The sequence below is a fragment of the Streptomyces sp. 8N706 genome (genome assembly GCF_052245415.1).
Classification (GTDB): Bacteria; Actinomycetota; Actinomycetes; order Streptomycetales; family Streptomycetaceae; genus Streptomyces.
Map to the genome: position 1 here is coordinate 52,270 of NZ_JBQQBW010000009.1, position 20,713 is coordinate 72,982.

General features: G+C 68.5%; 20 protein-coding genes. 13 read left to right on the forward strand and 7 right to left on the reverse strand.

Translation table 11 applies throughout. From position 1 onward, the window contains the following. The first annotated feature begins 271 nt into the window (after positions 1–271). On the forward strand, positions 272–934 hold the full coding sequence (locus ACTWQE_RS06075) for a hypothetical protein (RefSeq protein WP_443327760.1): 663 nt from the start codon (positions 272–274) through the stop codon (positions 932–934). A 415-nt stretch (positions 935–1,349) separates the two neighbouring features. Here ACTWQE_RS06075 and ACTWQE_RS06080 read toward each other — a convergent pair whose 3' ends face one another. Both ACTWQE_RS06080 and ACTWQE_RS06085 read right to left on the reverse strand, forming a co-directional pair. After that, positions 1,350–1,919 (reverse strand): hypothetical protein, encoded by a 570-nt coding sequence (locus ACTWQE_RS06080; protein WP_443327761.1) that lies wholly within the window; start codon positions 1,917–1,919, stop codon positions 1,350–1,352. 503 nt (positions 1,920–2,422) lie between these two features. Then, a complete protein-coding gene (locus ACTWQE_RS06085) occupies positions 2,423–3,202 on the reverse strand; it encodes a GntR family transcriptional regulator (protein WP_443327762.1) in 780 nt (259 codons plus the stop codon). Between the two features lie 161 nt (positions 3,203–3,363). Between ACTWQE_RS06085 and ACTWQE_RS06090 the strand changes: the two genes are divergently transcribed. From ACTWQE_RS06090 to ACTWQE_RS06105, 4 genes are all read left to right on the forward strand, one after another. Continuing rightward, positions 3,364–3,729, forward strand: a complete 366-nt coding sequence (locus ACTWQE_RS06090) for an SCO3933 family regulatory protein (RefSeq protein ID WP_443327763.1) — start codon at positions 3,364–3,366, stop codon at positions 3,727–3,729. Then, positions 3,729–5,033: an FtsK/SpoIIIE domain-containing protein gene (locus ACTWQE_RS06095; RefSeq protein ID WP_443327764.1), complete on the forward strand. Its 1,305-nt coding sequence runs from the start codon at positions 3,729–3,731 to the stop codon at positions 5,031–5,033. Before ACTWQE_RS06090 ends, ACTWQE_RS06095 begins: the two co-directional genes overlap by 1 nt. Continuing rightward, positions 5,024–5,224 carry a hypothetical protein gene (locus ACTWQE_RS06100; protein ID WP_443327765.1) on the forward strand — a complete coding sequence of 67 codons (201 nt, stop codon included), beginning with the start codon at positions 5,024–5,026 and terminating at the stop codon, positions 5,222–5,224. Before ACTWQE_RS06095 ends, ACTWQE_RS06100 begins: the two co-directional genes overlap by 10 nt. 280 nt (positions 5,225–5,504) lie before the next feature. Then, positions 5,505–6,908, forward strand: a complete 1,404-nt coding sequence (locus tag ACTWQE_RS06105; protein ID WP_443327766.1) for a replication initiator — start codon at positions 5,505–5,507, stop codon at positions 6,906–6,908. A gap of 188 nt (positions 6,909–7,096) precedes the next feature. On the opposite strand, the gene ACTWQE_RS06110 is transcribed toward ACTWQE_RS06105, so the two are convergent. Beyond that, entirely contained in the window at positions 7,097–8,533 is a 1,437-nt protein-coding gene (locus ACTWQE_RS06110) for a recombinase family protein (RefSeq protein ID WP_443327767.1), read from the reverse strand. Between the two features lie 88 nt (positions 8,534–8,621). Between ACTWQE_RS06110 and ACTWQE_RS06115 the strand changes: the two genes are divergently transcribed. Continuing rightward, positions 8,622–9,086 (forward strand): GatB/YqeY domain-containing protein, encoded by a 465-nt coding sequence (locus tag ACTWQE_RS06115; protein ID WP_443327768.1) that lies wholly within the window; start codon positions 8,622–8,624, stop codon positions 9,084–9,086. A 354-nt stretch (positions 9,087–9,440) separates the two neighbouring features. Here the strand turns inward: ACTWQE_RS06115 and ACTWQE_RS06120 are convergent, their stop codons facing one another. Next, positions 9,441–11,660 carry a transglycosylase domain-containing protein gene (locus tag ACTWQE_RS06120; protein ID WP_443327769.1) on the reverse strand — a complete coding sequence of 740 codons (2,220 nt, stop codon included), beginning with the start codon at positions 11,658–11,660 and terminating at the stop codon, positions 9,441–9,443. Between the two features lie 331 nt (positions 11,661–11,991). Between ACTWQE_RS06120 and ACTWQE_RS06125 the strand changes: the two genes are divergently transcribed. After that, positions 11,992–12,378, forward strand: a complete 387-nt coding sequence (locus ACTWQE_RS06125) for a WhiB family transcriptional regulator (RefSeq protein WP_443327806.1) — start codon at positions 11,992–11,994, stop codon at positions 12,376–12,378. 351 nt (positions 12,379–12,729) lie between these two features. On the opposite strand, the gene ACTWQE_RS06130 is transcribed toward ACTWQE_RS06125, so the two are convergent. Further along, the gene (locus ACTWQE_RS06130; protein WP_443327770.1) at positions 12,730–13,977 is read right to left on the reverse strand and encodes an ArsA family ATPase; all 1,248 of its coding nucleotides are present in this window, start codon (positions 13,975–13,977) and stop codon (positions 12,730–12,732) included. 187 nt (positions 13,978–14,164) lie between these two features. Next, the gene (locus tag ACTWQE_RS06135) at positions 14,165–15,154 is read right to left on the reverse strand and encodes an ArsA-related P-loop ATPase (RefSeq protein WP_443327771.1); all 990 of its coding nucleotides are present in this window, start codon (positions 15,152–15,154) and stop codon (positions 14,165–14,167) included. 70 nt (positions 15,155–15,224) lie between these two features. On the opposite strand from ACTWQE_RS06135, the gene ACTWQE_RS06140 reads away from it, so the two are divergent. The 4 genes from ACTWQE_RS06140 (at position 15,225) to ACTWQE_RS06155 (ending at position 17,930) form a co-directional block, all read left to right on the forward strand. Continuing rightward, positions 15,225–15,386 (forward strand): DUF4177 domain-containing protein, encoded by a 162-nt coding sequence (locus ACTWQE_RS06140; RefSeq protein ID WP_443327772.1) that lies wholly within the window; start codon positions 15,225–15,227, stop codon positions 15,384–15,386. After that, the gene (locus ACTWQE_RS06145; protein ID WP_443327773.1) at positions 15,383–15,847 is read left to right on the forward strand and encodes a RidA family protein; all 465 of its coding nucleotides are present in this window, start codon (positions 15,383–15,385) and stop codon (positions 15,845–15,847) included. The genes ACTWQE_RS06140 and ACTWQE_RS06145 overlap by 4 nt, the downstream gene beginning before the upstream one ends. Positions 15,848–16,224: 377 nt before the next feature. Next, entirely contained in the window at positions 16,225–17,103 is an 879-nt protein-coding gene (locus tag ACTWQE_RS06150) for an NUDIX hydrolase (RefSeq protein ID WP_443327774.1), read from the forward strand. Further along, on the forward strand, positions 17,100–17,930 hold the full coding sequence (locus tag ACTWQE_RS06155) for an MBL fold metallo-hydrolase (protein ID WP_443327775.1): 831 nt from the start codon (positions 17,100–17,102) through the stop codon (positions 17,928–17,930). Before ACTWQE_RS06150 ends, ACTWQE_RS06155 begins: the two co-directional genes overlap by 4 nt. A 250-nt stretch (positions 17,931–18,180) precedes the next feature. Here ACTWQE_RS06155 and ACTWQE_RS06160 read toward each other — a convergent pair whose 3' ends face one another. After that, positions 18,181–18,855 carry a Crp/Fnr family transcriptional regulator gene (locus tag ACTWQE_RS06160; RefSeq protein WP_351508004.1) on the reverse strand — a complete coding sequence of 225 codons (675 nt, stop codon included), beginning with the start codon at positions 18,853–18,855 and terminating at the stop codon, positions 18,181–18,183. Positions 18,856–19,105: 250 nt separating this feature from the next. Between ACTWQE_RS06160 and nth the strand changes: the two genes are divergently transcribed. Further along, entirely contained in the window at positions 19,106–19,927 is an 822-nt protein-coding gene (gene nth, locus ACTWQE_RS06165) for an endonuclease III (RefSeq protein ID WP_443327776.1), read from the forward strand. Between the two features lie 85 nt (positions 19,928–20,012). Further along, entirely contained in the window at positions 20,013–20,711 is a 699-nt protein-coding gene (locus ACTWQE_RS06170; protein ID WP_443327777.1) for an NUDIX hydrolase, read from the forward strand. The last annotated feature ends 2 nt before the right edge of the window (positions 20,712–20,713 follow it).

A 20,713-nucleotide genomic window follows, 5' to 3' on the forward strand; every position in this document is an offset into this window, starting at 1 on the left:
GCGGAAGCGCTCCGTGGTCGATTCACCAGCAGCGGGAGGTTCATCGTCGTAGCGCGTCGGGCACTGGGAAGCGAGCTGTCGGCGACGCCTGATATGGAGCCCAGCGCGTCAACACTCGACGGAGTGGATTGACTCCAAACACAGTGCGGGGTCCCCAACTATCAACCCCTGCGGAGGGTCGCCCTTTCATGACTTTCCGTAGTCTTCCTATCTTTATGTACGCATGCGCTAGGCGTGCCAAGCTTTCCCTTGTCGGACGGAAAGGAGAATGGTGGATACTGAACAGCAAGCAACAAATCGTGTAAGTGATGCCGAGGGGGTAGAAACCGGGCGCTCTGCCTTAGCCAAGGCTTCGGTTCTTATGGGTGCAGTTGGGACGCTCCTTGCGGGCGCTGCTGCAATCATTGCAGCCTTCTCTGGAGGCGAGAACGCTCCCAGCGTCGATGTGGATAGCACTGGTGGTCCACCGGGGTCCGCAGCGGCTTCATCTCTTCCGCTACTCACTGAATCCGCTGGCCCGTCGAGGGGGGCGGAGCAATCAGCGGCGCAGACTCAGGCGGGTTCCGTGGTTGACCGTTCTTCGATTGATCTACCTGACGAATATGCATTGAACCTAAGCGATAGTCCGTTACGTCCAGTAGCGCATGAAAATGGGAACCCCAGGGATGTTGAATTGGTGAACGGCAAGTTCATGACTCTGAATGGTGCGGAATTTGCATACGCCCGTCCTGGCCGCGAACTTTCGTACGCGGAATGTGCGAATAATACACGCTACATTCGATGGCGATACATCGATGAAATCTCTAAGGGTGACCAGATCTGCGTTAAATCTCAGGATGGGCTTGTTGCAGGAATTCGGATAACTGACGTTTCAGTCGATGTGGAGAGTAGACGTCTCGGGCTCGACTTGACGCTCTGGGTCGGTGAGGCGTAGGCGCAGCGCCTCGCGGGCTCTAATCGACCGCACACGACCGGTGGCCGGGACCGCGCCAGGGCCGATCAGCTCGGCGCAATGATCGGGAGGAGCAGAGGGGGACGGGGGACGAGGGAGCGACGTAGTGCCCGCGTGTGGCATGCGTCTGACCAACGAGAAGGCCAGCCCTGGCGGATGACGCCGTTGAGCTGGCCTTCGTTCTGTGCCCCGGCAAGATTCGAACCTGCGACACCCGCTTTAGGAGCGAGGTTGGGCGGTTGCTGGTGTGGGCTGCGAAGACGTGGCTTGGAGCAAGGCCCCGAGTCTGCACCGTTGTTGCCGCCGAGTCCCCGTGAGTCCCCGCCCTTTCTGGCACAGGAGTGGCACGGTTGTGGTGGTGAGACAGCCGACCCTTGTCGCACCCTGGGTCGCTCTTCTAATCAGTACCGTCATCATCGAGTGAAATGCGCGCCTTCTCGATGAAGTCATCTATCGCATTGTCCAACTTCATCCAGCGTTCGCGGCCCTTCTCGAACCTAACTGAGATGGGGTCTCCGCCGATAAGCCCGTTGTCGACGGTCATGGTTGAATCCATGACGTCGTGAGAGCAATCGCATACAGTGCTTGCCGCTTGGCTCATCATCCCAGGTCCAGCCAGCTTCACTCGCGTTGAGAGCTTCAGTAGCTCCGTCCAGAGCCGGTGGGATTCATTCCATAGGGCCTCGATATCGGCGTTTCTCGAGCCTCTGAGCGCAAGGTTCAGTCCCTCCTCGTCTGTTGGTACCGGGGCGAGGAAGAAGCGGGCAGCGTGCGCCTCCTGAGCTGATGCTGTGGTTATGAACTCCTCGTAAACCACTTGCCGCGAGTCACGGCGTTGTCGCCGGTGCTCGCCTCTCGCCGTAATCTTCGCTTGTTCCTGCGCGGCCCACCCCGTAGCGAGTGCCGCCCCCGTCGTGGCTACCGCCCCCGCCAACGCTCCCAGTACTGCTGCCACCCCTGCGTCCATCGAACGCAGATTAGCGGCGAATCGCGTCGTGCACTATTACTCTTGCCTTACCTACCATTCTCTCCTGCTCCCATCCCGTCCGCCGTCGACCCACACACCGTGGAGCGGGCGTGGTTCATGGCGTCCAGGTGGAGCGCGCCAATGTACGAACGACCTGGACGCCATGGGCCGCGTCTGCTCGGCTCTGCCTGGGTCGCTGGTGGACGGGATGGGAGCCCACCACGCTCGCCACGATGTGCCCGCGGCCGGGAACGGCGCCCCCTCCATCCCGGTGCCGGCCGATCCCCCGCCGGAGGCATCGTCTGTGACCGGCGGCCGTGCATGTCGGGTGCTCGACTCATGCCGCCGGGCCTATCCACATGTGGGCGCGCGTCGGCGCAGCCGGGGGCGGAGCGGGCCGAAGGCAGGAGCGGCGCCCCAGAGCGGAGCCGGGAAGCGCGTCCGGCGGAGCGGAGCGCAGCCGGGGCTTGAGTATGTGAAGACAGGTTTCGACAGTTGGCCGGTCAGGCTCGGGCGGAGGTTGCGCTCCGGGGGCTGTCGGCGGTGATGCGGTACGAGAGTTGGGCGCGGGCGCCGCTGGCGCGGAGCTCTTCGAGGAGGAGCGGCGCATCGTCGTTGCCGTGGGTGACTCGCAGGGTGTGGACCACGGGGGTCGCGTCGGGGAGCTCCAGGGCTGTGCGTTCGTCGGGGAGAGGCATGCGTGCGCGGACCGTTTCGGACCACCAGAGCTCGTGCCCGGCTTTGGTGAGCAGGGTGTAGATCGCCGCGGGTTCGGTGTCCGGTGCGGCGGCGAGAGATGTGCCTTCAGCCGTGGCGAACGGGATCAGCGTGCGGTGCAGCAGGCGGGTTCCGGTGTCGGGGTCACACAGCAGTCGGTCGCACCCGAACAGTGCGTCGTCCTCGGCCAGTTGAAGAAGCGGCGCGGTGACCGCTGTGGTCTTGGTGCGGTACACGGACGGTTCCTGCTCCTGTTCCCACACCGTACCGGTGTTGGTGGTGAAGCGGCCTGAGCCGTTGTGGCCGATGGCGCGGTCGATGGTCAGCACGGGTGCGGCGTTGGCGCGGACGAACGAGCCCTTTCCGTGGATGACTTCGATCAGACCTTCCGAGCGGAGGGCGGCGACGGCGTTGCGGACTGTGGGTCGGCTGACCTTGTAGCGCTCGATGAGCTGGGTCTCCGAAGGGAGTGGAGCGCCGGGCGGGAATTCGCCGGACGTGATCGCTTCGCGGATGGCGGCGGCGACCTGCTGGTAGAGCGCCCCGGGGCGCTGGATCTCTCCCATGCCGGAATCTCACTTGTTCGTTCTCGTCACTCTTCCCAACGTCACTCGTCAGCATAAGCGCTTGCGCCGAGGTCCACCAGGATGCAAGTCACCACTCGTAAGGACGAGTGACGTCAGGTAGCAGCTCCAGGCGTCCGAGCGGTCAAGGAGGCCGACAACACATGCAGTCCATACCTGTGGACACATCCCGGCTGGGCGCGCTGATGTGCGTGGTCAAGCCGGAACCGAAGATCGCGGACTTTGAGAGCAAGGAGGTCAAGAAGGACCGGGACGGCAACACGATCTACACCGTGGCCGTGACCGTACGACAGGACGGGCGCCGGGTCTCCGTCATCGAGATATCGGTGACCGGCGAGCCGAAAGGCATCGAAGAGGGCATGCCCGTGAAGGTGACCGGCCTGGAAGCCTTCTCCTGGGCCATGGGCGACAGACACGGGATCAGCTTCCGCGCCGCTGCCGTCACCCCCGTTGCGGCGGCCCCGGCCAGCGCTCCGGCTACCGGCGGCGGCAAAGTGGGTGGTGCCTGATGGGACCGATCGTCCTCGCGTTCGTACTCGCCGGGCTGGCCTGGCTCCTGGTTGCCGGGTCTGCGCTGCGGGAGCGGTACCCGGCGTGGTTCTGGTACCTCACCGGCTACCCCAGCACTGCTCTGCGGGTTCTGGTCACCTGGCGGAAGATCGCGCGACTCAACGACCTTGCTGTCGCGCACCGGCCGAACCGGACTCTGATGGGCAACCTGGCCGTGAAGGGGGAACCGCTCCGACTCCTCGCGCCGCGCCTCTCCTTCCCGCGCGCAACTCCCAACGGCTTGTCAGTGGTGGCCAGGCTGTACCCGGGGCAGACTCCGGCGCCGTTCATCAAAGCAGCCGATGCCCTCGCGCATGCCTGGCGTGCGCATGCTGTGCGAGTGACCTCCCCGGAGCGGGGCACGGTGCTGCTGGTGGCTACCGCCGTGGACCCGTTGCAGCGCCCGGGCCGCACCTCGGCTCCTGCCGCGCTTCTCTCCGCCCTGGTAGGTGCGTTGGAATCGGGCGGGGCCTGGGTGATGGATCTGCGGCAGGTGCCGCACTGGCTGATCGTGGGCGCGACCCGTTCCGGCAAGTCCACCCTGCTGGCCCGTCTCGTGGCGCAGCTCGCTCCCCAGCCTGTGGCGCTGGTGGGGGTCGACTGCAAAGGCGGCATGGAGCTCGGGCTGTTCGAAGCACGCCTCTCGGCGCTGACCACGTGTCGTCGGGAAGCAGTGGCGGTGCTCGGTGCGTTGGTCGTCGAGACGCAGGAACGGATGCGCACCTGCCGACTGGCCGGTGCTCGCTCGATCTGGGAGCTGCCGGAGAACGACCGGCCGGTACCGGTCGTCGTCCTCGTCGACGAACTCGCGGAGCTGTACCTCACCGATGGGACGCGGGACGGCAAGGCGGAGGCAGAGCAGTGCTCTTCCTATCTGCTGCGTCTGGCGCAGCTCGGTGCCGCCCTCGGGGTGCACCTGGTGATCGCAGGTCAGCGCGTCGGCTCCGACCTCGGCCCCGGCGTCACCGCTCTGCGGGCCCAACTCGCCGGTCGGATCTGCCATCGCGTGAACGACCCGGGCACGGCGGAAATGGCCCTCGGCGACCTCAACAAGGACGCCGTAGCGGTGGCCCAGTCGATCACCCCGGCGGAGGCGGGTGTTGCGGTGTGCACCGGCTCCGTCGAGGGGTGGGACCGCGCCCGGTCTCATCTGACCACCACCGAAGAAGCCCAAGAGATCTCCGGCAAGCACCAGAAGCTCACGCCTCACCTGCCGGGCGTGACCAAGGCCCTGGAGGCCGCGGGAGGAGGTGAGTGGCCTTGAGCGCGTCGGCCGCCATGCCGCTGGTGTTCGTCTTCGGGGTCATCACCGTACTTCTGGTCCGATCGCGCGATGTGAAGTCGTGGGAAGCCGTACTGATCGGCTTGTTCGGCTTCTACACAGCGTTGACGCCGATCGGCTGGGCCGTCATGGGCGTCGTGAACTGGCTTCTGTCCGGCTTCACCCACACCTAGCCACGGAGGCCCAACGATGCCCATGCGCCGCGTGCGCTGCCCCGTCTGCAAGGGCGAACGCCACCGCATCACTCGAGCCGGACACAAGCGGCGCTGCCGCTGCTGCCGGGGGACCGGAACCGTCCGCTGAACGCCCGCAAGACCCGCAAGACCTGACCGAGAAGGAGCTCATCGACATGGACGCACCTCACCCAGCCTCATCCATCCTCGCCGCTGCGGCGGCCCACCCCGGGAGGTCGCCACCATCACCCCCGACTCCACGTCGGATGACAGGCGCGCCGTGCTGGACCGCGCGGCGCGCCTGCGCCGGCTCTCCGAAGTCGACCAAGACCTGATCCGCCTCGCTGGTGATCCCCGCTTCGGCCGCTGGCTGGAACAGGTCACCACGACCGGCGGCTGTGCCCACCCGATCCACCTCTCCGGATCCACCACCGTGCGGGACACGGTGACGGGCGAAGTGCTGCACCACTACGACACCGCGGCCGAACCGGGGGAGCGACTGATGGTCCGGTGCCGCAACCGCCGAGCCACCGTCTGCCCGCCCTGCTCACGCCTGCACGCGGGCGACACCTTCCACCTCGTGCGCGCCGGGCTCGTCGGCGGCAAGAACGTCCCCGACGCGGTGCGCGAGCGACCCAAGCTCTTCCTCACGCTCACCGCACCCTCCTTCGGTCCGGTTCACCGTGCGGACGGCATGGAGCGCTGTCGTCCTCGCTCTGTGGCGATCACATGCGAGCACGGGCGTTCGCTCCGCTGCCCGGCCGTCCACGCCCCCACTGATCCGCTCGTTGGTCAGCCCCTGTGCTCCGACTGCTACGACTACGTAGGACACGTGCTCTGGCACGCCCACGCGGGACGGCTGTGGAAAGCCTTCACGGACAACCTCTACAACCATCTGGCCGCGCGTACCGGACGTACCAGAACGGGCCTGCGCCGCATGGTGCGCCTCTCCTACGCAAAGGTCGCCGAGTACCAGCGACGGGCGGCCGTCCACGTTCATGCCGTAGTCCGTCTGGACGGTGCCCGCGGCGCCGATGATCCGCCCCCCGCCTGGGCCGGTACGGCCATGCTCGCCGGAGTGGTCCGCACCGCGGCGACAGCCGTGTGCCTGAACACGCCCTACAGCGCGGCCATCGGAGACCGCGCATTGAGCTGGGGTACGCAACTTGACGCCCGTCCGCTGCGCAGCTTCGGAGATCACGACGCCTTGGCCGACGAGGCCGTGGCCGCATACGTCGCCAAGTACGTCACCAAAGGAGCAGCCGACACCTTCGCCGGCTTGGACCACCCCGTCACCGCCTGGGAAGACATCGCTCGCGCACCGGTATCAGCGCACGTACGCACCCTGATGCGCACCTGTTGGCGGCTCGGTGGCCTGCCCGAACTGGAACCGCTCCGCCTGCGCGCCTGGGCTCACACCCTCGGTTACCGGGGCCACATCCTCACCAAATCCCGCGCCTACTCCACGACCTACACAGCTCTGCGGGCAGAGCGCTCCCAGCACGCAAAGGGCGATGACTCCGACGGTCCGGACACGACCACCGACGCGACCTGGCGCTACGTCGGCTCCGGCCACACCCCGGGCGCAGCCCTCATCGCTGCCGGAATCGCGGAAGACCAGGCGAGGAACCGCGAGATCGCCCGCCAGGAGCTGACCGGCGGTCGCGGGAAGGAGGAACCGTGACAGTGAAGCGCGACAGGGAGGCCGAGCGTGCACGGCACCTGGAGCGCGTCTGCTCCCGCTTTCCGACCAGGAGCAGCCCTCAGGGTGCCCGGCGGCTGGCTCACCTGCTCCGTCCGCCTTGTGAGCGATTCATCCAGTGAGCATTGAAGGGGCCCCACAGCTGTGGAGCCTCTTCTCCGGCGTTCCGCCTACAAGCGGTTGGGCTCGATGTCCACGCGCCCGAAGTCGAAGTGCTTGCTCCTCACCTTCGGCTTGTCGATGATCACGGCGGCGAACAGGAAGCGCAGCACAGCGTTCAGCCGCTCGTGCTCTTCGGCTTCCTCCAGCCTCGTCCAGTTCTTGCGCGCGTTCGGCCCGACCACTCCGCGGAGCACCTCGACGGCGGGGCGAACGACAAGCTTGAGCTCGACCTTCGCAATGCGATCCTCGACCGTCCTGCGCATGGCTCGGTACTCCTGCGTCTTGAGCTCACGCTTTTCCCACATGTCCCGGAGCTCCGCCAGTTCCTCGCGGTCGGCGTCGATCTCGGCCTGGTCCTCCTCGGACAGCGACGTCGCGGCTTCCTGACCCGTCACATCCAGCTTCTCCAGCAGCTTGATCGCCGCATCAGTGACGAACTTCTCCAAAGGTGCGGCGCTGGCTGTGCGGTAGCAGGTACGGGAGTCGCTGCGAGCCGCCCGGTTGCACATGTACTTGCCGCCGCTTCCCGCCATCCGGTTACCGCAGGCCTTGCAGACCACGACACCGCGCAACAGGTAGGGCTGCTTGGGGGCGTACCGTCCCTTCGACGCGGCGGCCCGGAAGGTGCGGCGCTCCCGGACCTCGTCCCACATGCCCCGGCTGATGATCGCGGGCCAGTCGCCCTGACCGATCTCCTCGCCCCGGAACCGGCGCACAGCCGCGACATGGTGGCTGTCCAGGACGGCCAGGACGTTGGAGCTGTTCCACTCCCTGCCGAGGGCGGTCGGCTCCTTACGGCGGTTGAGATCGCGGGCTATCGCCGTGCACGTCTCCCCTTCGAGGTAGCGCGTGAATATCTCGCGCACGATCTCGGCCTCCTCGGGGATGATGGCCGTTCCGCTCTTGTCGTACCCGTAGCGGCGCTTGCCGGTGTGGGGCTTGCCGTCCTGGGCGCGGTCGATCAGTGCATCCTTGAGGCGTCGGGAGGTGTCGTCACTGGACCTGCAAGCGTGGGCCACCTCGATGCGCAGGAAGAACCGGTCGTCGGGGTCCGCCAGGTTCCGGTGATTGGCCTCGCCGTGAAGGGTGATGTCGTGGTCGTCCGAGATCTGCAGGAGCTCTTCGAGGTCGCGCGGCTGCCTCATCAGGCGGTCCGGGTGGTAGGTGAGGATGTGCCGGACCCGGCCCTCACGGGCGGTTTCGAGGAGAGCGTCCCAACCCGGCCGCTTCCGGTTCCGCTGCCAGGCGGAGCGGTTGTTGTCGACGAAGACCATGGTCTGCGCGATCGAGAGACCGAGCCGTTCCGCCAGTTCCCGGCAGATCCGCTCCTGGCGGTCGACGCCGGTCTGGTCGTCGTCGTTGACGTGGGAGATGCGGCAGTAGATCGCTGCGGGCTGGCCGGACCAGTCGGCACCGGTCCGTCGTACACGCTTCGGCTCGGCCATGCGCGCGAGCTTTCGCGCGCGGGCCACATCCCCTCCGACCTGCGTAATCTCCTTGACGGAATCCATTTCAGAAGAATATGAAGAGGCTATGACAACGCTCAAGTCCAAACTGCAGGACGACCTCACCGCCGCGATCAAGGCGCGCAACGAGCTGCGTTCCTCCACGCTCCGGCTCACCCTCTCCGCGATCACCAACGAGGAGGTCGCCGGCAAGGCCGCGCGCGAGCTCTCCGACGACGAGGTGCAGAAGGTGATCGCCCGCGAGGCCAAGAAGCGCCGGGAGGCGGCGGAGGCGTTCGCACAGGGCGGCCGGGCGGACCAGGCTGAGCGGGAGCGGGCCGAGGGTGAGGTGCTCGCCGAGTATCTGCCGAAGCAGCTGTCGGACGAGGAGCTCGGCGCGATCGTGGCGCAGGCCGTGAAGGAGGCCGCGGCGGGTGGCGCCGAGGGGCCGCGGGCGATGGGCGCGGTCATGAAGATCGTGAATCCGAAGGTCGCCGGGCGGGCCGAGGGCGGCCGGGTCGCCGCCGAGGTCAAGCGCCTTCTGGCGGGTTAGACGCAGCTCACGCGGTGTGTATGAGCCCCGCTGATGAGAACGAGGCGGCTCGGACCTGCTGGTCCGGGCCGCCCCTTTCTGCCATACGCCGAGCCGTGGGCCCGGAGGCGCTCAGGCCGTACGCACGGCCTGTACCCCGGGCCGTACGCGCGGGGTGTACCCCGGGCCGTACGCGCGGGGTGTACCCCGGGCCGTACGCGCGGGGTGTACCCCGGGCCGTACGGTCCTGTAGCCAGGGCCGCACGCCGTGGCCGTTCGGGCGGGCCGTATGCGCTGGTCGTTCGCGGCTGTACCTGCCGACGGTGGGCGGTGGCTGAACGTGTCGGCCGTGGGCGCGGTGGCCGGACCCGCGGATCACTGCTTGCGGCCGCGGCCCTGTCCGCCGATGTCGAAGGGGCCTCCGTCGCCACCGCCGATGAGGTTCGGCGGGAAGGAGATGTCCGGCCACGGGTTCTCGTCGTCGTCGCCGTTGTCGTTGCCGCCCCCGTGGTCGCCCCTGTCGGGCTTGTCCTCGTGCGGATCCTCGATCGGCACCGTCGGCAGACCCGGCGCGGGCTTGCCCTGCAGCGCACCGCCCATCGCATCGCGCCAGATGGGCCCGGGTACCCCGCCACCGAAGACCTTCGGGTAGTACTGCCCGCCGATGCTGATGTTCTCCATCGGCACCTTGGTGGTGGGGCTGCCGACCCACACCGCGCCGGCCAAGTTCGGTGTGTAGCCGACGAACCAGGCGGCCACCCGGTTGTCGGTCGTACCGGTCTTGCCCGCGCTGTCCCGGCCCGAGAGGCCCGCCTGCTTTCCGGTACCGTCCTCGACCACACCGCGCAGCAGGGTGTTCATGGTGTCGGCGGTCTTCTCCGACATCACCTTCCGGCAGCTGGTTCTGGGGACCGAGAGCTTCTTGCCGTCGGCGTTCGTGGCGGAGTCGATGGCCACCGGGGTGCAGTGGGTACCGCGGTTGGCGAAGGTCGCGTACGCGTTCGCCATCGCCAGCGGGGAGATTGTGGCGCTGCCCAGGGTGACCGAGGGAACCTGGGGCAGCTTCTCGCCGTTGCCCATCCGGACCCCCAGGCTCGCCGCCATATCGGTCACCGGGCAGACCCCGATGTCGCTGATCATCTGCACGAAGTAGGTGTTGACCGACTTCGCGGTCGCCTCCTTCAGCGCGTACGGACCGACCTCGGAGCGCAGCTCGTTGCTGACCGTGGCGCCTTCGTTGTTGACCCAGGGGCCTTTGCAGGTCTGGACGGGGCTCGGGTACTTGATCTTGTACGGCGCCGGGTAGGTCTTGGACGTCGGTACACCCTGCTCCAGGGCCGCCGCGGCCGTGAACGGCTTGAAGGTCGAGCCCACCTGGAAGCCGTAGTTCGAGCCGCCCATCCTCTTGTCGACCGACAGGTTGATCTCTGTCTCGTGGTCACCGAAGCCGTACGGCCGGCTCTGGCCCATCCCCATGATCCGGCCGGTGCCCGGCTCGATGAGGGTTACGGCGGTGGCGACCTTGTCGGTCTGCCTGACGTGATTGTTGATCGATGTCCGCACCGCGTCCTGCGCCTGCGGGTCGAGCGTCGTACGGATCGTCATACCGCCCTGGTTCCAGCGCTTGGCCCGCTCCTTCCTCGTCTTGCCGAAGGCCCTGTCCTGGTGGAAGACCTCGCGGACGTAGTCGCAGAAGAAACCGGCGTCGCTGGTGGCGGTGATACAGCCGTTCCTGGGCTTGCTGACGTCCAGGCGGATCGGTTTCCGCTTCGCCGCGTCGGCGCGGGACTGCGGGATGTCGCCCAGGTCGGCCATCCGCTGCAGCACGGTGTTGCGGCGCTTGGTCGCCTCCTTCTCGTCGTTGACCGGGTCGTAGCGGCTCGGCGACTGGACGAGGCCGGCCAGCAGGGCGGCCTCCTCCAGCTTCAGGTCCTTGGCGGACGTGCTGAAGTAGCGCTGGGCCGCGGCCTCGACGCCGTAGGCCTGCTGTCCGAAGAAGGTGATGTTGAGGTAGTTCTCGAGGATCTTCCGCTTCCCGAGCTCCTCCTCCACCTGGATCGCGTACTTCAGCTCCTTGACCTTGCGGCCGATGGTCGGCTGTGTGGCCTCCGCGACCTTGTCCGCGTCGTCCCCGGCCTCCTCGACGAAGACGTTCTTCACATACTGCTGGGTGAGGGTGGACGCGCCCTGGGAGACGCCGCCGTTCTGGGCGTTCTTGTTGAGCGCGCGCAGGATGCCCTTGAGGTCGATCGCCCCGTGCTCGTAGAAGCGCTCGTCCTCGATGGCGACGATCGCCTTCCGCATGTACGGGGAGATGTCCTCGAGATCGACGACCGTGCGGTCACGGGAGTAGACGGAGGCGATCCGCCCGCCATCGGCGTCCAGGATGGTGGTCTTCTGGCTCAGGGGCGGCCGCTTGAGATTGGCCGGGATCTCGTCGAAGCCCTCGACGGAGCCCTTGGCCGCGAGGCCGAGCGCTCCGGCGGCGGGCAGCGCAATGCCCGCCAGCACAGCTCCCGCGAGCACGCTGACACCGAGGAACCTGGCGGCCTGCTGTGTTCTGCTCAGACCGCCGCCCGAGCGCTTCTTAGCCATGGGGCAGACCCTACGTTCTCATTCGCCGGACACGAGTACATCCGTTGGCCTAAGCTACTCCTGAGTGTCACGGCGTTGGGATCCGTATCACTCTTCTTCTCCACTTCCCGGACCGAGTAGTTGTGCCGGATGGACGTCTTGTGTCATCCGGCACCCTTTTGTGGCCCCCTCGCTGCCCCGATTTGTCGGAAATGTCACGTATGCCCTCACCTCACTCCGTTGGGTGATCTGCCGCGTACGCATAGTCCGTTCGGGCCATCCAAGATTGGGCCTGCAGGGGGTGTTGCGCCCTGCCTGCCTTCCGTAACGTCCTCAACTGGCAACGGTGAATATGCCGCTGCCGCCGTGGGGGAGCCTCGATTCGGGAGAGGACGGCACCAGCATGAGTGGCTGGGTTACCGACTGGAGCACGCTGGCGGCGTGCCGCACGACTGATCCGGACGAGCTATTCGTCCAGGGGGCAGCACAGAACAGGGCCAAGGCGGTCTGCACCGGTTGTCCGGTGCGCACCGAGTGCCTTGCGGACGCCCTCGACAACCGCGTCGAATTCGGCGTGTGGGGGGGTATGACGGAGCGGGAGCGGAGGGCGCTGCTGCGCCGCCGTCCAACGGTCACGTCATGGCGCAGGCTGCTGGAGACCGCACGCAGCGAGTACGAGCGGAGCACGGGCATCCTGCCGGTGGACCTCGACGACGAGGACTTCGCCGAGGCGGGATAGCCGACCGAGGCCGGCCGGCGCGCCCTGACCTGATCGACCCTCCCCCTCCTCGGCTGTCAACTGCCGTAGGTGTCATCGGGTCAGGCGGCCTCAGCCGTTTCTCTCCGGCAGCCCTGTTGTTGGCAGCTCGGAAGAGGCCGCACACAGAGCTGTCTTCGCAGGGGCTGTCGGCTCTTGTGAGCCGTGGGCTCTTTGCACTGTTGTTGGCTCGAGTCCACGGTTGTCTGGGGCGGCTCTTGTGCTGATCCGGTGCGTTTGTCCAGTGTTCTGGTCTGGTGTGCTGTCTCTGCTGTGGTCATGCCGGTTCGGGCCGTTCGGTGGGCTCTGCCTGCCCGCTCAGAGCCTGCCCGCTCAGACGCCTCCGGCGGGCTGACCGGTCGTGAGCCGGTTTCCGATGGCACGAAGCCCCGCGAGGTCGTGCACATCACCGGGCAGCGCGGCCACTTCGGCCACCGGCACCTCCGGGTGGAGCGCCGTGAAGCGGTCGCGCATGCGCTGCTCCCGGGCGATCACCTGCATGCGCTCCGCATGCAGCCGCAGCAGGCCGGCGGCGAGCACTTCGGCAGGGTCCGATTCGCTCTCGACCGCAGGGGAGCCACCATCGGAGCTTTCGGGCGTACGACTGCCAGCTTGCCCGCCATCGCGATCCACAATGCGGCCCTCATCAAGATTTTCTGCTGCCGCGAGCGCCCGCTCCGCGCTGAGCCGTGCCGCCCCGCTGCCGTGCACCCGGTTCAGCACGAGCCCCGCCAGCGGCATGTGTTCTGCGGCCAGCCGCTCCACGAAGTACGCGGCCTCGCGCAGGGCGTCCCGCTCCGGAGCCGCGACCACCAGAAACGCCGTGCCGGGAGCCTGCAACAGCCGGTACGTGGCGTCCGCGCGCGTTCGGAAACCGCCGAACGTCGTGTCCATCGCGGCCACGAACGTCTGCACGTCGCACAGCAGTTGCGTGCCCATCAGCTTGTTGAGCGTCCCCGTCATCATCGACATACCGACATTGAGAAACTTCATCCCCGCGCGGCCACCGATCTTCGCGGGAGCCATCAGTGTCCTGATGAACCTCCCGTCCAGGAAGGACCCGAGCCGCTTGGGGGCGTCCAGGAAGTCCAGCGCCGACCGGCTCGGTGGGGTGTCCACGATGATCAGGTCCCACTCGTCGCGCGCCCGCAGCTGACCCAGCTTCTCCATGGCCATGTACTCCTGGGTGCCCGCGAATCCGGCCGACAGGGACTGGTAGAAGGGGTTCTCCAGGATGGCGCGGGACCGTTCGGCGTCCGCGTGTGCCTCGACGATCTCGTCGAACGTCCGCTTCATGTCGAGCATCATGGCGTGGAGTTCGCCACCGGACGCCCCGTCGATGCCCTCGACGCGGCGCGGTACGTTGTCGAGCGAGGCGATGCCCATGGACTGGGCCAGCCGACGGGCCGGGTCGATGGTGAGGACGACGACCTTCCGGCCGCGCTCGGCTGCGCGTACGCCCAGCGCCGCGGCCGTCGTCGTCTTGCCCACGCCGCCTGAACCGCAGCACACGATGATGCGCGTCCGCGGGTCGTCCAGCAGCGGATCGGCCTCCAGGAGAGGAGCCGTGTCCAGGGTCATGCGATGTCCTCGCTTCGTCGACTGCGCTCCACCCGGGCCGTGCGGGTGTGACGTCCGGGCTCCACTCGGGTCGTACGGGAGGTGCGCCCGGGTCCCCCAGGGGCCGTCGGCGCGCCGCGTCCCGGCTCCTCTCGCGTCGTGCGGGTGAGACGTCGGCCCTTACGGGCGTGATGTCCGGTGTTGTCGCTCACGACGCCTCCTCCTCGACCCCCTGCTTCCGCAGGTCACCCGCGAGCCGGTAGAGCCCGGAGAGGTCCGCTCCGTCGCCCAGGAACGGCAACTCGTACGTCGGAAGGTCGAGATCGCCGATCGCGGACCGCTGCGCACGCTCCAGCCGGAGACGCTCGGCGTGTTCGCGTGCCTGCTCCAGCAGCGGCTCCACGAGCCGTTCGGCCAGGCCCCCGCGGCGGGCCCCGCCGAGCCCCGCCTGGGACAGCGCCTTGGCCACGGCGGTACGGCGGCTGGTCGAGGCGGCCTCCACGGCCTCCTCATCGAGGAGTTGCGGCCGCACCATGTTGATCAGGATCCCGCCCACCGGAAGGCCCGCGGCCCGTAGCTCCGCGACACCGTCCATCGTCTCCTGGACCGGCATCTCCTCCAGCAGCGTCACCAGATGGACCGCCGTCTCCGCGGACTTCAGCACGCGCATGACGGCTTGGGCCTGATTGTGTATCGGGCCTATCCGCGCCAGCCCGGCCACCTCGTCGTTGACGTTGAGGAAGCGGGTGATCCGGCCGGTCGGCGGGGCGTCCATGACGACGGAGTCGTAAACGGGGCGGCCGTCCTTGCCCTTCCGGCGCACCGCCTCGCACGCCTTTCCGGTCAGCAGGACGTCACGCAGACCCGGTGCGATGGTCGTCGCGAAGTCGATCGCGCCGAGCTTCTTCAGGGCCCGGCCCGCAGTGCCGAGCTTGTAGAACATCTGGAGGTAATCGAGAAGGGCACGTTCGGCGTCGATGGCGAGGGCGTACACCTCCCCGCCCCCTGGAGCGACGGCGATCTTCCGTTCCTCGTACGGCAACGCCTCGGTCTCGAAGAGCTGTGCGATGCCCTGTCGGCCTTCTACCTCGACCAGCAGGGTGCGCTTGCCCTCAGCGGCGAGGGCGAGCGCGAGAGTTGCGGCGACCGTGGTCTTGCCGGTGCCGCCCTTGCCGCTGACGACATGGAACCTGCTCATGCCTGGGAGCCTAACCAGTGGAGGCGCGGGCTACGCACGAGGCTTCAGCCACAGGCATTACAGTCGGCCCATGACGAAGTGGGAATACCAGACCGCACCGCTGCTCATTCACGCCACCAAGCAGATCCTCGACAACTTCGGCGAGGACGGCTGGGAGCTCGTCCAGGTCGTGCCGGGGCCGCAGGGCGGGGACACCGTTGTGGCGTACTTCAAGCGGGAGAAGCAGGGATGAGTGCGGTCGAGGAGAAGCTCGCCTCACTGAGGCTGACTCTGCCGGCCGTCGCGGCGCCGCTCGCGTCGTACGTCCCTGCCGTCCGCTCGGGTGCTTACGTGTACACCGCCGGTCAGCTGCCGCTGATCGAGGGCAAACTCGCGGTGACCGGCAAGGTCGGCGCCGAGGTGACGCCCGAGGAGGCCAAGGAGCTGGCGCGTACCTGCGCGCTGAACGCCCTCGCGGCGGTCAAGTCGGCGGTCGGCGACCTGGACAAGATCGCTCGGGTCGTGAAGGTCGTCGGTTTCGTGGCGTCGGCGTCGGACTTCACCGGGCAGCCGGCCGTCGTCAACGGGGCGAGCGAGCTGCTGGGCGAGGTGCTGGGCGAGAAGGGTGTGCACGCGCGGAGCGCCGTGGGCGTCGCGGTGCTGCCGCTGGACGCGCCGGTCGAGGTCGAGATCCAGGTCGAGATCGCGGACTGAGGCCGCTGCTGCAGGGAAGCCCGCCCGGCTCTTTCCGCGTGAGGAGCCCGGCTTCCGCGCGAGGGGCCGGGCGGGCATCTTCTGCGCGAGGCGTGAGGCGCGGGGCGTAAGGCGCGGGGCGTAAGGCGCGTGGCAGGCCCGGTGAGCCGTCCGCGCGCCGAGCCCCGGCGGGCACGTTCCGCACAGCGACCTGGCGGGCACCTTCCCGGCGAGGCGCGGCGTGCCCGGCGGGCACTTTCCGTATGGCGAGCCGGGCGGGGAACCGGATCACCGGGCCCACCATCCGGGCGCGGTCCCCGCCTTCCAGTGAGCCCCCTCGCCACCACCGGGCACAAGGGCCCCTCGAACATCCCCGCGAAAGCGCATAGCATCCGGCCATGTCCCCCAAGAATGGCCAGTGGTACCCGCCGGAGTGGCCGGACCGCATCCGGGCTTTCGCGAGCGGCGAGCTCACCGTGGTGCCCCCGCGCCGGGCCGCCACCGTGCTGCTCCTCCGCGACTCCGAGGCCGGGCCTTCCGTCCACATGCTCCGCCGACGCGCCTCCATGGCCTTCGCCGGCGGGGCGTACGCCTATCCGGGCGGCTCCGTGGACCCGCGTGACGAGCGGCCGGTCGGGTGGGCCGGTCCCTCGCCGGCGGAGTGGGCCGCCCGTCTCGGCACCGACGAGGCGTCGGCCCGGGCCGTGGTCTGTGCGGCGGTCCGCGAGACCTTCGAGGAGGCGGGTGTGCTGCTGGCCGGGCCGTCCGCGGAGACGATCGTCGCCGACACCACGGGCGAGGGGTGGGAGACGGACCGGGCCGCGCTGGTGGCCCGCGACCTCTCCTTCGGCGATTTCCTGGCGCTGCGGGGCCTCGTACTGCGCAGCGATCTGCTGGGCGGCTGGGCGCGTTGGATCACCCCGGAGTTCGAATCGCGCCGTTACGACACCTGGTTCTTCGTGGCCGTGCTGCCGAAGGGGCAGCGGACCCGGAACGCCTCCACGGAGGCCGACCGTGCGTTGTGGATCCGCCCCCAGGAGGCCGCGGCGGGTTACGACCGGGGCGAGCTGCTGATGATGCCCCCGACGATCGCCGCACTGCGGGAGCTGGAGCGGTACGGTTCGGCCGGCGAGGCCTTGGCCGCTTCGACGGAGCGCGATCTGACGCCCGTGCTGGCGAGAGCTGAGCTGCGGGAGGGTGAGATCGTGCTGAGCTGGCCGGGGCATGATGAATTCACCCGTCATATCTCCACGGTCACGGGTGGAGCGACCGCATGACCTACGCATCCTCCCTTCCCGGCCAGCCGCGAGGCGGGGCCATCCAGGGTCCGGCCACGGCGAGGGCCGTGTGCGTCCTGGCACCCAACCCCTCGCCCATGACCCTGGACGGCACGAACACCTGGATCGTCTCGGAGCCCGGCTCGGATCTCGCGGTCGTCATCGACCCGGGCCCGCTCGACGAGGCCCACCTGGCCGCCGTCGTCGCCACGGCCGAATCGGCGGGCAAGCGGATCGCTCTCACCCTCCTCACCCACGGCCACCCGGACCACGCGGACGGCGCGGGCCGCTTCGCGGAGCTGACGCGTACGCCGGTACGGGCCCTGGACCCGGCCATGCGGCTCGGCGACGAGGGGCTCGAGTCAGGCGATGTCGTGACCACCGGCGGCCTGGAGCTCCGCGTCGTCCCCACCCCTGGCCACACCGCCGACTCGCTCTCCTTCCATCTGCCTGCCGACGCGGCGGTGCTGACGGGCGACACGGTGCTCGGCCGGGGTACGACGGTGGTGGCTCATCCGGACGGGCGGCTCGGGGAGTACCTGGAGTCGTTGCGGCGGCTGCGCTCGATGACGGTGGACGAAGGTGTGAGCACGGTCCTGCCCGGCCACGGACCCGTACTGAACGACGCCCGCGGCGCCGTCGAGTACTACCTCGCCCATCGCGCGAACCGGCTGGCCCAGGTGGAGACGGCGGTGGAGAACGGCTACCGCACACCGCCGGAGGTCGTCGCACATGTGTACGCCGACGTGGACCGCTCCCTGTGGCCGGCTGCGGAGCTGTCGGTGCGGGCGCAGCTGGACTATCTGGCGGAGCACGGGCTGATCTGAGCCGTTCGCCAACCGTCAGGGCCGTCCGGGCCGTCACCCGGACCGTTCACGGGGGCTTGCGCTTGCGGTACGGCAGTAGGGGTCCGGCTGCCCGCGGCCTGGGGCGGCGAGCGTGTTCACCGTCGACGAGCGAGGGCCCCGCCATATCGGCGGGACCCTTCGCCCAAGTCCAGGACGTGCCCGGTGTTCGGGGCGTGTCCCACGCCCAGGGAGCCTGTCCCATGTCCGGGTCGGCCGAGACGGGAGTCCGTCAGCGCGAGCGCTTCGCCAGACGCTCGACGTCCAGCAGGATCACGGCCCGCGCCTCCAGACGCAGCCAGCCACGGCCGGCGAAGTCCGCGAGCGCCTTGTTGACCGTCTCGCGCGAGGCGCCGACGAGTTGGGCCAGCTCCTCCTGCGTCAGGTCGTGGACGACATGGATGCCCTCCTCGGACTGCACGCCGAAGCGGCGGGAGAGGTCCAGCAGGGCCTTCGCGACGCGACCGGGCACATCCGAGAAGACCAGGTCGGACATCGAGTCGTTGGTGCGGCGGAGCCGGCGGGCGACGGCACGCAGGAGCGCCGTGGCCACCTCGGGCCGGGCGTTGAGCCACGGCTGGAGGTCTCCGTGTCCCAGCCCCAGCAGCTTCACCTCCGTGAGCGCGCTGGCCGTGGCCGTGCGCGGGCCCGGGTCGAAGAGCGAGAGCTCTCCGATGAGCTCGCCGGGGCCGAGGACGGCGAGCATGTTCTCGCGCCCGTCGGGGGATGTGCGATGCAGCTTGACCTTGCCCTCGGTGACCACGTAGAGACGGTCACCAGGGTCCCCTTCGTGGAACAGGGCGTCGCCCCGTGCGAGGGTGGCCTCGCTCATCGAAGCGCGCAGCTCGGCGGCCTGCTCTTCATCAAGCGCCGCGAAGAGCGGGGCGCGCCGCAGAACGTCGTCCACGAGATCTCTCCTTGTCGACATGCTCAGAGGATCGTGGTCCCCATGATGCCCGACGGTAAAACTGTGTGATCAAACACAAGTGTGGCGCATCCCTGCCGGAACCCATACGGCAGGGGTCCGATCGAGGCGCCGTTACCGGCTGTCCGGGGCGGATGTCGGTGCCTGGCCTTAGTCTGGCCGGGTGTCCAATACGCCGGTGAGAGCACAGGGCAAGGGGGCCAGGCGGGTGACCTCGGGTCGAAATTCTGCCGTGGGCGAACAGCATCGCACGCAGAAGGAAAAAGCACCAAAAGGTACGCGGTCAAAGCCGGAGTCCCGGCTGGCGCTCGTCCGCCGGGCGCGCCGGATCAACCGCGAGCTGGCGGAGCTCTATCCGTACGCCCACCCCGAGCTGGACTTCGAGAACCCCTTCCAGCTCCTCGTCGCGACGGTGCTCTCCGCGCAGACGACCGATCTGCGGGTCAACCAGACCACCCCGGATCTCTTCGCCGTGTATCCGACGCCGGAGGACATGGCCGCGGCCAACCCGGAGGAGCTGGAGCAGATCATCCGGCCGACGGGCTTCTTCCGAGCCAAGGCGAAGTCGCTGATCGGTCTGTCCACCGCGCTGCGCGACCGCTTCGGGGGCGAGGTGCCGGGCCGCCTGGAGGACCTGGTCGGCCTCCCCGGCGTGGGCCGCAAGACGGCGAATGTGGTGCTGGGCAACGCCTTCGGGGTGCCGGGCATCACCGTGGACACCCATTTCGGCCGCTTGGTGCGGCGCTGGAAGTGGACCGAGCAGGAGGATCCGGACAAGGTCGAGGCAGAGGTCGCCGGGCTCTTCCCGAAGAGCGAGTGGACGATGCTCTCGCACCGCGTGGTCTTCCACGGCCGCCGGATCTGCCACTCCCGCAAGCCTGCCTGCGGAGCCTGTCCGATCGCGCCGCTCTGCCCCGCGTACGGGGAGGGCGAGACCGATCCGGAGAAGGCGAGGAAGCTGCTGAAGTACGAGATGGGCGGCGCCCCGGGGCAGCGTCTGAAACCTCCGCCGGACTATCCGGGCAAGCCCGCGCCCCCGCTGGGGGCGGAGTGAGGGACACCGGAAGCCGCGGCGCCGCCGCGGCCGTACGCGTCGAGGTGCACCACGGGCCGTGGCCCCGCCGTCGAAGGGGGCGCCGATGACGAGGGCGCGGGAGACTCACGACGAGGTCGACGGGGTCGTCGTGAGCGATCAGGGGCTGCCGGAGTGGCTGGCGCCAGTGGCCCGTGCGGCGCGGACCGTACAGCCGGAGCAGCTGAGCCGCTTCCTGCCGCCCGAGTCGGGCGGTCGCCAGTCCGCCGTGCTGATCCTCTTCGGGGAGGGAGCCGACGGGCCAGAGCTGCTGCTTATGGAGCGGGCGGGGACGCTGCGCTCGCACGCGGGACAGCCCTCCTTCCCCGGTGGCGCCCTCGACCCGGAGGACGGTGATCCGCTGACCGTGGGGCCCCTGCGGGCCGCGCTGCGTGAGGCCGAGGAGGAGACCGGCCTCGATCCGACCGGTGTGCAGATCTTCGGTGTACTGCCGCGGCTCTTCATCCCGGTGAGCGGTTTCGTCGTGACGCCCGTGCTCGGCTGGTGGCGTACTCCCAGCCCGGTCTCGCCGGTCGATCCCGCGGAGACCGCCCGGGTCTTCACGGTGCCGGTGGCTGATCTCACGGATCCCGCGAACCGTGCGACCACGGTGCATCCGAGCGGTCACCGCGGCCCTGGGTTCCTCGTCCAGGACGCCCTGGTCTGGGGGTTCACGGCCGGTGTGATCGACCGGATACTGCACTACGCGGAGTGGGAAAGACCATGGGACCGCACGAACCAAGTCCCGCTCGACTGGCGTGCATGAGA

What these genes read in the sequence shown, in the direction of transcription:
- ACTWQE_RS06155 (WP_443327775.1), top strand. Translation starts at nt 17,100, where the DNA reads ATGACCTACGCATCCTCCCTTCCCGGCCAGCCGCGAGGCGGGGCCATC.
- ACTWQE_RS06095 (WP_443327764.1), top strand. Translation starts at nt 3,729, where the DNA reads ATGGGACCGATCGTCCTCGCGTTCGTACTCGCCGGGCTGGCCTGGCTC.
- ACTWQE_RS06125 (WP_443327806.1), top strand. Translation starts at nt 11,992, where the DNA reads ATGCCGCTGCCGCCGTGGGGGAGCCTCGATTCGGGAGAGGACGGCACC.
- ACTWQE_RS06170 (WP_443327777.1), top strand. Translation starts at nt 20,013, where the DNA reads ATGACGAGGGCGCGGGAGACTCACGACGAGGTCGACGGGGTCGTCGTG.
- ACTWQE_RS06120 (WP_443327769.1), bottom strand. Translation starts at nt 11,660, where the DNA reads ATGGCTAAGAAGCGCTCGGGCGGCGGTCTGAGCAGAACACAGCAGGCC.
- ACTWQE_RS06145 (WP_443327773.1), top strand. Translation starts at nt 15,383, where the DNA reads ATGAGTGCGGTCGAGGAGAAGCTCGCCTCACTGAGGCTGACTCTGCCG.
- ACTWQE_RS06110 (WP_443327767.1), bottom strand. Translation starts at nt 8,533, where the DNA reads ATGGCCGAGCCGAAGCGTGTACGACGGACCGGTGCCGACTGGTCCGGC.
- ACTWQE_RS06115 (WP_443327768.1), top strand. Translation starts at nt 8,622, where the DNA reads ATGACAACGCTCAAGTCCAAACTGCAGGACGACCTCACCGCCGCGATC.
- ACTWQE_RS06150 (WP_443327774.1), top strand. Translation starts at nt 16,225, where the DNA reads ATGTCCCCCAAGAATGGCCAGTGGTACCCGCCGGAGTGGCCGGACCGC.
- ACTWQE_RS06080 (WP_443327761.1), bottom strand. Translation starts at nt 1,919, where the DNA reads ATGGACGCAGGGGTGGCAGCAGTACTGGGAGCGTTGGCGGGGGCGGTA.
- ACTWQE_RS06090 (WP_443327763.1), top strand. Translation starts at nt 3,364, where the DNA reads ATGCAGTCCATACCTGTGGACACATCCCGGCTGGGCGCGCTGATGTGC.
- ACTWQE_RS06130 (WP_443327770.1), bottom strand. Translation starts at nt 13,977, where the DNA reads ATGACCCTGGACACGGCTCCTCTCCTGGAGGCCGATCCGCTGCTGGAC.
- ACTWQE_RS06140 (WP_443327772.1), top strand. Translation starts at nt 15,225, where the DNA reads ATGACGAAGTGGGAATACCAGACCGCACCGCTGCTCATTCACGCCACC.
- ACTWQE_RS06135 (WP_443327771.1), bottom strand. Translation starts at nt 15,154, where the DNA reads ATGAGCAGGTTCCATGTCGTCAGCGGCAAGGGCGGCACCGGCAAGACC.
- ACTWQE_RS06085 (WP_443327762.1), bottom strand. Translation starts at nt 3,202, where the DNA reads ATGGGAGAGATCCAGCGCCCCGGGGCGCTCTACCAGCAGGTCGCCGCC.